The sequence below is a fragment of the Sphaerimonospora thailandensis genome (assembly GCF_016863115.1).
Lineage (GTDB): Bacteria > Actinomycetota > Actinomycetes > Streptosporangiales > Streptosporangiaceae > Sphaerimonospora > Sphaerimonospora cavernae.
In genome coordinates, this window is sequence record NZ_BOOG01000029.1 from 63,621 (window position 1) to 76,208 (window position 12,588).

At 68.3% G+C, this 12,588-nt stretch carries 8 protein-coding genes; 5 read left to right on the forward strand and 3 right to left on the reverse strand.

Annotated elements, in window-relative coordinates; genetic code table 11:
* Positions 1-107: 107 nt before the first annotated feature.
* Positions 108-1,451: an NADP-specific glutamate dehydrogenase gene (gene gdhA, locus Mth01_RS16465; RefSeq protein WP_204016742.1), complete on the reverse strand. Its 1,344-nt coding sequence runs from the start codon at positions 1,449-1,451 to the stop codon at positions 108-110.
* Positions 1,452-4,610: 3,159 nt separating this feature from the next.
* Here gdhA and Mth01_RS16480 point away from each other — a divergent pair.
* The gene (locus tag Mth01_RS16480; protein WP_204016745.1) at positions 4,611-5,594 is read left to right on the forward strand and encodes an aldo/keto reductase; all 984 of its coding nucleotides are present in this window, start codon (positions 4,611-4,613) and stop codon (positions 5,592-5,594) included.
* Positions 5,595-5,657: 63 nt separating this feature from the next.
* Positions 5,658-6,173: a GNAT family N-acetyltransferase gene (locus tag Mth01_RS16485; protein ID WP_204016746.1), complete on the forward strand. Its 516-nt coding sequence runs from the start codon at positions 5,658-5,660 to the stop codon at positions 6,171-6,173.
* A 26-nt stretch (positions 6,174-6,199) separates the two neighbouring features.
* Here Mth01_RS16485 and Mth01_RS16490 read toward each other — a convergent pair whose 3' ends face one another.
* Together Mth01_RS16490 and Mth01_RS16495 are read right to left on the reverse strand one after the other, a co-directional pair.
* Positions 6,200-6,628, reverse strand: coding sequence for a type II toxin-antitoxin system VapC family toxin (locus Mth01_RS16490; protein ID WP_204016747.1), 429 nt, complete (start codon positions 6,626-6,628; stop codon positions 6,200-6,202).
* On the reverse strand, positions 6,625-6,876 hold the full coding sequence (locus Mth01_RS16495; RefSeq protein WP_204016748.1) for a type II toxin-antitoxin system Phd/YefM family antitoxin: 252 nt from the start codon (positions 6,874-6,876) through the stop codon (positions 6,625-6,627). Before Mth01_RS16495 ends, Mth01_RS16490 begins: the two co-directional genes overlap by 4 nt.
* Before the next feature lie 79 nt (positions 6,877-6,955).
* Between Mth01_RS16495 and polX the strand changes: the two genes are divergently transcribed.
* From polX to Mth01_RS16510, 3 genes are all read left to right on the forward strand, one after another.
* Positions 6,956-8,638, forward strand: coding sequence for a DNA polymerase/3'-5' exonuclease PolX (gene polX / locus Mth01_RS16500; RefSeq protein ID WP_204016749.1), 1,683 nt, complete (start codon positions 6,956-6,958; stop codon positions 8,636-8,638).
* Between the two features lie 31 nt (positions 8,639-8,669).
* Positions 8,670-11,870: a formate dehydrogenase gene (gene fdh / locus Mth01_RS16505; protein WP_239089734.1), complete on the forward strand. Its 3,201-nt coding sequence runs from the start codon at positions 8,670-8,672 to the stop codon at positions 11,868-11,870.
* A gap of 130 nt (positions 11,871-12,000) precedes the next feature.
* The gene (locus tag Mth01_RS16510) at positions 12,001-12,303 is read left to right on the forward strand and encodes a hypothetical protein (protein WP_204016750.1); all 303 of its coding nucleotides are present in this window, start codon (positions 12,001-12,003) and stop codon (positions 12,301-12,303) included.
* The last annotated feature ends 285 nt before the right edge of the window (positions 12,304-12,588 follow it).

A 12,588-nucleotide genomic window follows, 5' to 3' on the forward strand; every position in this document is an offset into this window, starting at 1 on the left:
TAATACGATGCGACACTTGGCGGTGACTTGCGTGTGATTTGCAGGATTCCGAGTGGAGATCCGCGGGTCGGATCAGGGGTTGCGATCAGCGTTGAAGCGGTGTCCGATCAGATGAGCCCCATGGCGAGCATCGCGTCCGCCACCCGCTTGAACCCGTCGATGTTGGCACCGGCGACGTAGTCGCCCGGCATCCCGTACTCGTCGGCGGTCTGCAGACAGCGGCGGTGGATGTCCTTCATGATCTCCTGCAGCTTCCGCTCGGAGAACTCGAACGTCCACCTGTCGCGGCTGGCGTTCTGCTGCATCTCCAGGGCGCTGGTGGCGACGCCGCCCGCGTTGGCGGCCTTGCCCGGCCCGAACGACACACCCGCCTCCTGGAAGACCCGGATGCCCTCGGGGGTGGTGGGCATGTTGGCACCCTCGCCAACCGCCATGCAGCCGCCCCGGACCATCGCCTCGGCGTCCTTGCCGGTGATCTCGTTCTCGGTGGCGGACGGCATGGCCACCTCGCACGGCACCTCCCAGACGCTGCGGCCGGCCACGAACGTGGCGTCGGTGCCCCGGCGCTCGGCGTAGGCGCTCAGCCGGCGCCGCTCGACCCCCTTGATCTGCTTGAGCAGGTCGAGGTCGATGCCCTTCTCGTCCACGACGTACCCGGAGGAGTCGGAGCAGGCGACGACGATGCCGCCGAGCTGCTGCACCTTCTCGATGCTGTAGATCGCGACGTTGCCGGCGCCGGAGACCACCACCCGCCTGCCGTCGAACGACGTGCCGCGCGCCTTCAGCATCTCCTCCACGAAGAAGGCGCAGCCGTACCCGGTGGCCTCGGTACGCACCTGCGCGCCACCGTAGGTGAGCCCCTTACCGGTGATCACGCCGGATTCGTACCGGTTGGTGATGCGCTTGTACTGGCCGAACAGGTAGCCGATCTCGCGTCCGCCGACACCGATGTCACCCGCGGGCACGTCGGTGTACTCGCCCAGGTGACGGTAGAGCTCGGTCATGAAGCTCTGGCAGAAGCGCATGATCTCGCGGTCGGAGCGTCCCTTCGGGTCGAAGTCGGAACCGCCCTTGCCTCCGCCTATCGGCAGACCGGTCAGACCGTTCTTGAAGATCTGCTCGAATCCCAGGAACTTGACGATGCCCAGGTAGACCGACGGGTGGAAGCGGAGCCCGCCCTTGTACGGCCCGAGCGCGCTGTTGAACTCGACCCGGAAGCCGCGGTTGATGTGCACCTCGCCCTGGTCGTCCTCCCAGGGCACGCGGAAGATGATCTGCCGCTCAGGCTCGCAGATCCTCTCGATGATCTTGTGCTCGGCATACTCGGGGTCCTTTCCGAGGACAGGCCCGATGCTCTCCAGCACTTCCCGGACCGCCTGGTGGAACTCGATCTCACCCGGGTTGCGGCGCAGCACGTTGTCGTACACCGACGACAGTCTCTCGTGCAGCATCGACCATCCCTTCTCTTGATGTCGTGATATTGCCCGCTTCACTGTAAGCGCGACCACGAGTAACGGCCACATCGGGGCAGGCCCGGCATATAGTCCAACCAACGAGGTGACACCAACGCCTCCCAAGATCCGGCAAAAAGCGCTCCTCTCCGGCAAACGACAGGCGGGCGAGTCCGGGGCCATACCCCGAACTCGCCCGCTCGTGTCATCTACAGCCGTGGCTTTGGTCGCAGTTCATCACTCAGCCGAGCCAGGGAAGCTCCTCAAGCCAGCTCGGCCAGTAGAGATCGTCATCGTCGACCTCACAGTATGGAGCGTGCTCGCACGTGGGCGGGCAGCTCGGCTGGTACGCGGGCGGACAGGTGTGCTTGCACGCGGGTGAACACGTCTTGCACGTCGGCTGGCAGGTGTGCTTGCACGCGGGCGCGCAGGTCTTGCACGTCGGCTGGCAGGTCTTGCACGGGCAGTGAGAACCCGGCGGACCCTGAGGCCCCTCCGGACCTTGCGGACCTTGCGGGCCTTCCGGACCTTGCGGGCCCTGAGGCCCTTGTGGACCGCCAGGGCCCTGCGGTCCCTCTGGCCCCTGCGGACCTGTCGAGCCCTGCGGCCCCTGCGGACCTGTCGAGCCGGTCTCACCCCGCTCACCAGGAAGACCCTGCGGACCAGCGGGACCTGCCGGACCGGCGGGACCTGCCGGACCGGCGGGACCTTGTACGGTCCGGATGCCAGGGAAGGGCATCGCTCCGCCTGCCGTGCCCGGGAAGCCCGTGTTGGGCATCCCACCGAAGCCGGGGGTGCCCCAGGCGCCTGGACCGTTTCCACCCATGGTCCCACCGGGCCCACCGGTCATTCCGGGCCCAGAAGTCCCACCCGTCGCACCGGGTCCCACCGGGCCGGGCGGGCCCGCCGGTCCAGGTGGGCCGGGCGGTCCAGGTGGGCCGGGCGGTCCAGGTGGGCCGGGCGGACCCTGCTGGCTGCGAGACCCGTGCGGGCCGGCCGGTCCCCGCCGGCGTTTGGCGTCTCGCTGACCCCGCCGCTTTTTGTGTCCGCCGGACGCGCGTGGCCCCGGCCCGGGCCCGGGCGAGACGAGATGCGGAGCGGGAACCCCGTCCATCGCGCTCAGTGGGCCGATGCGCTCCTTCGCCATCTGAGGATGAGCAGCGGCGTTCACGGGCAACTGGGCCGACACCGCCGCCCCCGTCATCGCCACTATCAGGGCGTATCTACGAAGACGACGACCGGCAAGCAGACCGGAGACCGACCCGCTTCCAGGAAGAACCAATTGACGCTCCCTTAGATGTTGATACGTCTACAGTTCCACGGCTTTTCCGATGACGCCTGCCGAAGCTACCTCACCAGTAAGCGCCGGACCGCGCCTCCATAATCAGAACCAGGTAAACATAGGACACAGGAAAGAAATGCCACCCGATTTCCCCCGACGTTTTCCCAAATGGATGTCACCATCCATCGAAAATGGGTTTGTCGGCAAAAACACACTTTTCCCTGGATGGCTCGGCGGCCGACGCCCGTCCACATTTCGGGCCTTGGAGGCGAATTACCCGAATCCGTGGCCTTGTCAGCGCGCATCGTCGTCGAGAGCGGCCCGGTGTCGCTCTCACCGTCGCTGACCTCCACGCGCCGGACAGATCACTCCGCCCGCGAGGGAGCATCATCGCGGACGGAGCACCACAGAAGGCCTCGTTCCCCACGCCGGGACGAGGCCTTCACGGGTCCCGCGAGCCCACTGCAGATGTCGACGCCGTCATGGACGCGACGAACGTCGGTCAACAGACGCTGCCGGGTGTCGGGATGAGCCCGCATGTGGTCTGCGCGAGTCGACCGGCCCGGTTCAGCGCGGTGTCGTGCGGAGAGTCTCCTATCACCTCGGGAGAGGATCCGATGATATTTCCGGTATGGCCAGCTGGAATGAGCGGCCATACCGATGCGGTAGTGCCCCCGGGTTCCCGATCACGCTTCGGCCGTCTCCCAGGCGCATATCGAATGGGCTTGCCGTTTCCCTATAAGGCGTGTCGATATAAGGCGTGTCGATCCCGACGTCGCCCTCTACTGAGCCGTCGACTCCCATCGCACCCTGCTCGCGCTGCCGGCTCTGGGCACCCGGCACCCCCTGTACACCGGGCGGACCGGCAAGTCCACGTGAACCGATCGGGCCCTGCACGCCGGGCGGGCCCGCGAGCCCACGGACACCGACCGGACCCTGAGTACCAGCAGCACCCGCGAGCCCACGGACACCGACCGGACCCTGAGTACCAGCAGCACCGGCAAGCCCGCGCGAACCGAACGGACCCTGCACACCGGGCGGGCCCGCGAGCCCACGAGGACCGAATGGACCCTGCAGACCGGGCGGACCCGGAAGCCCACGAATACCCAGCGGACCCTGCAGACCGGGCGGACCCGCAAGACCTTGCGGACCCGTCGGGCCTTGCACACCGGGAGCACCCGGAGCCCCACGCGGGCCGTCCGGGCCGGGCGGACCTGGCGGACCGGGAAGCCCACGGGGACCCCGGGAGCCGCGCGGGCCGCGTCGCCCCTTCGGCCCGCGCCGGCCCGGCTTACAACCAGCCCGCTTACCGCAGGGGTGATGTGAGAGGAGTTGCGAGGCCATGAGAGGAGCCAGATTCTTGTCCGGCGCACTCAACCGACCGGCACGGTCCTTCACCATTTCATGTTGCGTCGTGGCATTCGCGGGCAGAAATCCCGCTGCCGCCATCGCCACCGCCGCCATCAAGATTACGGCGGACTTGCGGCGACAGCGACCGGTAAGCGGCCCGGCAACCGACCCGCTTCCAGGAAGAATCAATTGATGCTCCCCTTTGATGTTAATACGTACACAGCCATCGCTTTCCCGGCGATGCGCGCTGGAGATACCCCGATGGAGATATCCGGACGCCGACCTTGACACCAGGAACAGGTAAACACATAACACGCACGAGACAATACGACCTCATTTTCTCAGCGTTTACGGAATAGCCTTCACGGTCGCCGAAAAGCGGATTGAATATCAAGATCAACACATCAATGCCAATATTTCTCACATAGGGCATCCAATCGGACACATTCAGTCTCGACGACTCAGTGACCGGCCGAGATCGTCTGCGGCTCGGCCATGGCGATCCGTCGCTGGATAGGGTGATCCGCATGGATTACGTACGGCTCGGCAACACCGGTCTGAAGGTCAGCAGGATCTGCCTCGGCATGATGAGCTACGGCGACCCGGCCATGATGGAGTGGCTTCTCGATGAGCAGCGCGCCGAACCCATCGTCCGCAGGGCCGCCGACGGCGGCGTGACGTTCTTCGACACCGCCGACATGTACTCGCGCGGCGTCAGCGAGGAGATCACCGGCAGCCTGCTCCGCAAGATCTTCCCCCGCCGCGACGACTACGTGCTGGCCACCAAGGTCTACTTTCCGATGGGCGACGCCCAGAACGACCGCGGCCTGTCGCGCAAGCACATCCTGTCGGCGATCGACGCCTCACTGACCCGCCTGGGCACCGACCACGTGGACCTCTACCAGATCCACCGCTGGGACGAGGAGACGCCGATCGAGGAGACGATGGAGGCGCTGCACGACGTCGTCCGGGCGGGCAAGGCCCGCTACATCGGCGCCTCCAGCATGTTCGCCTGGCAGTTCGCCAAGGCGCAGCACACGGCCGATATGCACGGCTGGACCAGTTTCGTCACGATGCAGGGTCATTACAACCTCCTCTATCGCGAGGAGGAGCGGGAGATGGTCCCGCTCTGCCTCGACCAGGGGGTCGGGCTGATCCCGTGGAGCCCGCTCGCGCGGGGCTTGCTGGCCCGGGCCGGCGTGGCCTCCGACACCAGTCGCCAGACGGGGGACGGGGCACGGCAGCGGCAGCTCTACGGCGACGCAGACGGCCGATACGGCGAGGCCGCGATCCTGGAGCGGGTGGCGCGGACGGCGGCCGAGCGCGGTGTCGCGCCCGCGACCGTCGCCATGGCCTGGCTGCTGAGCCGGCCCGGCATCACCGCCCCGATCGTGGGCGCGACCAAGGAGCATCACGTGGACGACGCGCTCGCCGCCGTGGACCTCGCGCTCACCGACAAGGAGATCGCCTACCTGGAGGAGCCCTATCTCCCCCGTCCCGTCCAGATGTGACGACGATCCCGGCGGGAAGAAACCGGGTTGCCCGGGGGCCGCGATGAGCGGCAGGCTGGGCGCATGCTGATCCGCCGGGAGACTCCCGCAGACGTCGGTGCCATCCGCGCCGTGACCGCCGCCGCCTTCGGAAAGGAGCCCGGCCGGGTGCCCGTCGAGGCGGTACTGGTCGACGAGTTGCGTGCCGACAAGGGCTGGCTGCCCGGCCTCTCGCTCGTCGCGGTCTCCCCCGCCGGGGACGTCGTCGGGCACGTGGTGTGCAGCCGCGGCCACGTCGGCCCGGTCCCGGCGCTGGGCCTCGGACCGCTGAGCGTGCGTCCAGACCACCAGGGCCGTGGCGTGGGATCCGCGCTGATGCACGCCGCGCTCGGGGCGGCCGAGGCCCTCGGGGAACCGCTCGTGGCGCTGCTCGGCGATCCCGGCTACTACTCGCGGTTCGGTTTCGCCGCTGCGGAAGAGCACGGCGTCACGCCCCCGGTGCCCGCCTGGGGACCCTATTTCCAGGCGCGCGTGTTCGACGGGCCCGCCCCACCGCCCCGCGGTCTGTTCACCTACGCCGAGCCGTTCTCCCGGGTCTGACCGCGCTGCGAGCCGGCGCCTACGCGTTATGGAGCGATCGGTTCAAAAGGATTGATTACCGACACGCCGGTGCCCAAAAAATCCTTGACATTGCGGCTGACCAGGGTCCAGCCGTTCACTCTGGCGGTCGCCGCGATCAGACCGTCCATGGTCGGCAGCGTCCGTAGGGCGTTGAGCCTGCCCCACTCATCGGCCACCGCCGGGGTTACGGGGACGATGCGGTCACGGAACTGCAGGTGGAGCCCGTGCAGCCACCGTTCCAGCGCCACCGCCTGCTTGGGGTCGGTACGTCTCCGTGATTCAATGCCCCGCCGGATCTCTCCGACCGACAGACTGCTGAGATACAGCGTGGGTCCATTGGCCTCGGCGATCCACCCCTTCACCTGTGCGCTCCCGTTTCGCTTGCGCACTTCGGAGATCACATTCGTGTCGAGCAGGTAGCCGATGCCCCTCATCCGAAGTCGACCTCTCGGGGCAGATCCCTGTTGCGGGGAAAATCGATGTCATCATCCCAGTCCGGGTCCGACAGGAGGAAATCCCGGAAGTCGGGAGTATCGCCTTTGAGCCGGTGGTATTCGGCAATGTCGATCACCACTGCCACCTCCTCTCCGTGTCGGGTGACCACCTGAGGGCCTTCGCTCACCGCACGCCGGATGACCTCGCTGAAGCGCTGTTTCGCTTCCTGAACCTGCCACCCATTCATCAGGCACCCCTTCTGTCCAGGCTGTCTAGACCGAGCATAATCTCGTCCTCCCTCGGTCGCGCCCACTTACGCTGAATTCATGGGACGGGTGAACGACGAGGCGGCGGCGGCGCTGCAGGAGTACGCCGAGCTGTTCGCACTGAGCGGCGGCGACGCGTTCCGGGTGCGGAGTTATCAGAAGGCGGCGAAGTCCATCGCCGGCTTCCCCGAGGACCTGCGGCACGCCGACATCCGCAAGATCCCCGGCGTGGGCGAGGCCATCGCCAAGAAGGTCGAGGAGTTCCTGGCACGGGGAAGCTTCCGCCAACTCGACGACCTGCGCGGCCGGGTGCCCGAGGGGGTGCGCGAGCTGACGAGGGTCCCGTCACTCGGGCCCAAACGCGCGCTTTTCCTGTTCGAGGAGCTCGGGATCGACTCACCGGCCGCGCTGGCCGACGCGATCAGAGACGGCCGGCTGGCCGGGCTGAGGGGTTTCGGCCCCAAGACCGAGGAGAACCTGCTCAAGGGGGTCGAGCAGTTGGAGCTGTCGGGCGGCCGGGTCCACCTCGGCATCGCCATGGACCTGGCCGAGCGGGTGATCGCCTCACTGCCCGCCGAGCGGATCGCCTACGCCGGCTCGCTGCGCAGGATGCGCGAGACGATCGGCGACATCGACATCCTGGCGGTCGGCCCGCCGAGCCTGATGGACCTGTTCGCCCGACAGCCGTACGTCACCGAGGTGATCGCGAAGGGCGAGCGGAAGACCTCGGTACGGACCGACCGGGGGCTGCAGGTGGACCTGCGGGTGGTGCCCGCCGAGTCGTGGGGCGCCGCGATGATCTATTTCACCGGCAGCAAGGAGCACAACGTCCGCATCCGGGAGATGGCCGTCAAGAAGGGCTGGAAGCTCTCCGAGTACGGCCTGTTCGACGGTGAGGATCACCTGATCGTCTCGGAGACCGAGGAGGACGTCTACGACGCGCTCGGCATGCGGTGGATCCCGCCGACGCTGCGTGAGGACGGCGGCGAGATCGCCGCCGCGCTGCGCGGCGCGCTGCCCCGGCTGGTCGAACTCGCCGACCTGCGGGGCGACCTGCACACGCACACCGATCTGACCGACGGCATCGCCTCGCTGGAGGACATGGTGGCCGCGGCCGCGCGGTGCGGCCATTCCTACTACGCGATCACCGATCATGCTCCGGACCTGGTCATGCAGCGGATGACGCTCGACAAGGCCCTCGCCCAGCGTGCTCAGATCGCCGACCTTCAAACGAAATATCCGGATATGCGGTTGCTGCACGGCACCGAGCTGAACATCGCCCCGGACGGCTCGGTGGACTGGCCCGGCGAGATCCTGGCGGGCTTCGACGTCTGCGTCGCCTCAGTGCACTCGCACTTCAACCAGTCACGCGAGGAGATGACCCGTCGCTTCATCGCCGCCTGCGAGAACCCGCACGTGCACATCATCGGGCACCCCACCACCCGCAAGATCGGCAAACGGCCGCCGGTGGACGCCGACTGGGACGAGGTCTTCCGCGCCGCGGCCCGCACCGGCACGATCATGGAGATCGACTCCTACCCCGACCGGGCCGACCTGCCCTCCGATCTGGTACGGCTCGCCCGTCACCACGGGGTGAAGTTCTCGATCGACAGCGACTCCCACGCGATCCCGCACCTGGCACACCAGCGGTTCGGCGTCGGGATCGCCCAGCGGGCCTGGCTCACCCCCGACGACGTGGTCAACACCTGGCCGCTCGACCGGCTGCTCGCACACCTGCGGTGATTGAACCGGACAGGCCGCGGGGACTAGAGACATCGTGGCAGGTGGCTGGGTCTCCCGCTGGCCGTTGGTGCGGCAGCTGCGGGGAGAGGACGGCAGGCGGGAGGCGGCGCGCTCGGCGCGGACCGACGCGCTGCGGCCGCGGGTCGAGCGGGCCGACACGGTCGCCCGGTCGGTCTGCCCCTACTGCGCGGTCGGCTGCGGTCAGCTCGTCTACGTCGAGGACGGCAGGGTCACCCAGATCGAGGGCGATCCGGACTCGCCGATCTCCCGCGGCCGGCTCTGCCCCAAGGGCTCGGCGAGCAAGCAGCTCGTGACCCATTCCGGCCGCGCGACGCAGGTCCTCTACCGCCGGCCGTACGGCACGGGCTGGGAACCGCTCGACCTCGAGACGGCCATGGACATGATCGCCGACAGGGTGGTCCGCACCCGGCGGGAGACCTGGCAGCAGACGCGTGACGGCAGGACGGTCAGGCGGACGACGGGCATCGCGCATCTGGGCGGGGCGACGCTCGACGTCGAGGAGAACTATCTGATCAAGAAGCTCTACACCGCCCTGGGCGCGGTCCAGGTCGAGAACCAGGCGCGCATTTGACACTCCTCCACCGTCCCCGGTCTGGGGACCAGCTTCGGGCGTGGCGGCGCGTCCACGTTCCAGCAGGACCTGGCGGAGTCCGACTGCATCGTCATCCAGGGCTCCAACATGGCCGAATGCCACCCGGTGGGGTTCCAGTGGGTGACGGAGGCCCGGCTGCGCGGTGCGAAGGTGTTCCACATCGATCCGAGGTTCAGCCGGACCAGCGCGTCCGTCGACCGCTACCTGCCGATCCGGGCCGGGTCCGACATCGTGCTGCTCGGGGCGCTGATCAACCACGTGCTCACGGGCGGGCTCGACTTCCGCGAGTACGTCCTCGCGTACACGAACGCGGCGACGATCATCAATGCGGAGTTCCGGGACACCGAGGACCTCGACGGCCTGTTCTCCGGCTACGACCCGGAGACGGGCAGGTACGACCCGTCCTCCTGGGCGTACGAAGGCGACGTGGGGCGGATGCGCATGTTGAGCGAGGGCGGTCTGGCCCACGCGGAGGCGGCCGGTTCCGACTCCTATGGCGCCCGCGGGGCCGGGGCGAGCGCCCGCCCGCCTGCGGACCCGACGCTGCGCCACCCGCGCTGCGTCTACCAGATCCTCAGGCGGCATTTCTCCCGTTACACCGCTGACCTGGTCGAGGAGCTGTGCGGGATCTCCGCCGCACAGTTCGCCGAGCTGGCCGAGGCGATCACCGCCAACTCCGGCCGGGAGCGCACCACGGCCTGGGTGTACTCGGTGGGCTGGACCCAGCACACGACCGGGGTGCAGTTCATCCGCGCGGCCTCGATCCTGCAGCTCCTGCTGGGCAACATGGGCCGTCCGGGCGGCGGGATCCTGTCCCTGCGCGGCCACGCGAACATCCAGGGCTCCACGGACGTCCCGACACTGTTCAACCTGCTGCCGGGGTACATCGCGATGCCGCACGCCCACCGGCACGACGACCTGGACGACTACATCCGCGGGGAGGGCGCCGACACCGGCTTCTGGGGGAACCGGCGCGCCTACGTGGTCAGCCTGCTGAAGGCGTGGTGGGGCGACGCGGCGACAGAGGAGAACGACTTCTGCTTCGACCACCTGCCGCGGCTCACCGGCGACCACGGGCACTACGCGACCGTGATGGGCCAGATCGACGGCACGGTCAAGGGCTACTTCGTCATCGGTGAGAACCCGGCGGTCGGATCGGCGAACGGCAGGGCGCAGCGCCTCGGTCTGGCCAACCTCGACTGGCTGGTCGTACGGGACCTCACCCTGGTGGAGACCGCGACGTTCTGGCAGGACGCCCCGGAGATCGAGACCGGGGGGCCGCACCCCGGCGAGATCGGCACCGAGGTGTTCTTCCTGCCCGCCGCGAGCCACGTGGAGAAGGAGGGCACGTTCACCAACACCCAGCGGCTGCTGCAGTGGCGGGAGAAGGCGCTCGACCCGCCGGGCGACTGCCGCAGCGACCTGTGGTTCTTCTACCACCTGGGCAGGCGGATCAGGGAGCGGCTGACCGACGACGAGATCGACCGGCCGGTGCGCGAGCTGACCTGGGACTACCCCGAGGAGGGGGCGCTTCGCGAGCCCTCGGCGCGGGCCGTGCTGCGCGAGATCGGCGGCATCGGGCCAGGCGGCCGGGCGCTCTCGCACATCAGGGAGCTGCGGCCGGACGGGTCGACGAGCTGCGGCTGCTGGATCTACTGCGGGGTGTACGCCGATGAGGTGAACCAGGCCGCCCGGCGCAGGCCGGGGCGGGAGCAGTCGCGGGTCGCGCCGGAGTGGGGCTGGGCCTGGCCCGCCAACCGGCGCATCCTCTACAACCGGGCCTCCGCCGATCCGGAGGGCCGGCCGTGGAGCGAGCGCAAGCGGTACGTCTGGTGGGACGCGGACCGCGGTGTGTGGACCGGGGCCGACGTGCCGGACTTCGAGGAGGACAAACCGCCGGGCTACGAACCCCCGGAGGGGGCGAAGGCCGAGGCGGCGCTGCGCGGGACCGACCCGTTCATCATGCAGTCGGACGGCAGGGGCTGGCTCTACGTGCCGTCCGGGCTGTCCGACGGGCCGCTGCCCGTGCACTACGAGCCGCACGAGTCGCCGGTGCGCAACACCTTGTACGGCACCCGGGCCAACCCCGCCCGGCGCGTCTTCCACCGGCGCGACAATCCGTACAACCCGCCGCTCTCGTCGCGGTTCCCGTACGTGTTCACGACCAGCCGGCTCACCGAGCACCACACCTCCGGCGCGATGAGCCGGACCCTGCCGTATCTGACCGAGCTGCAGCCGGAGCCGTTCTGCGAGGTGTCGCCCGAGCTCGCCGCCGAGGTGGGGCTGGTCAACGGCGGCTGGGCGACGATCGTGACCGCGCGCGCCGCGATCGAGACGCGGGTGCTGGTGACCGAACGGGTCAGGCCGATCCGGCTGCGCGGTACAACCGAGCAACAGGCGACCGAGCAACAGGCGACCGTGCACCAGGTGGTCCTGCCCTACCACTGGGGGTATCGCGGGCTGGCGACCGGCGACGTGGTCAACGATCTGATCCCGATCGTGCTCGACCCGAACGTGTTCATCCAGGAGAGCAAGGCCGGCACGTGCGATGTGCTGCCGGGCAGGCGGCCAACGGGCACGGCGCTGCTCGAACTCATCGAGAGGTATCGGCGTGGCTGAGCGGATGACCCTTGCGCAAGGCCGAGGGGAGCCACCTGACGCACAGATGGAACCCCTCGGCCCCCCCGCACGTCGGTCCGGAGAATCGACCAGGCCTGCGGATGTCGCCCGGTGCGTCTACCATCGACTCATGGCGAACACCATGGAGGAACGCTTGACCTACCTGGAGTCGCGGGTTGCCGTGCTGGCGGCCGAGGCCGAGCGAACCGCGCGCCTGGAGGAAGAGGTTCGTACACTGCGGGCCCGCCAGGACGCGATGGCCGGTGTAGCGATCTCTGAGACCTACCGCATCGTGCAGGAGACGCACGCCGATGTCCGGGACCTTCAGGCTACCCAGGCACAGCAGAGCGAGATCCTCACCAAGCACACCGAGGTACTCGGCCGGATCCTGGAGCGACTCGACGCGATTGACGCCAGGCTGTCCCACCAGTAGGACGCGCCCCACGCCGGGCCGGAAAATCGGGCCGGCGATGGTTCCTCCACGACGGGGTACGGGCTGCGCCGACTGCTGGTTGGCCAGAAAGGCCTCCGCCTCGATGATCAACACGGAGATGTCATCCGGCTCGGGACTGATACTAACGTCGTTCATGGGTCCTCTCCTGGTTGATGCAGGTGGGGGATCAAGGCCCTGAGCAGGTGTTCGAGCACCGGCTTGGGGCCGTTCGCGTTGTCAGGGGAATTTGTCACCGAGTCCGTCACGACGGCCGTTGAAAGTTTT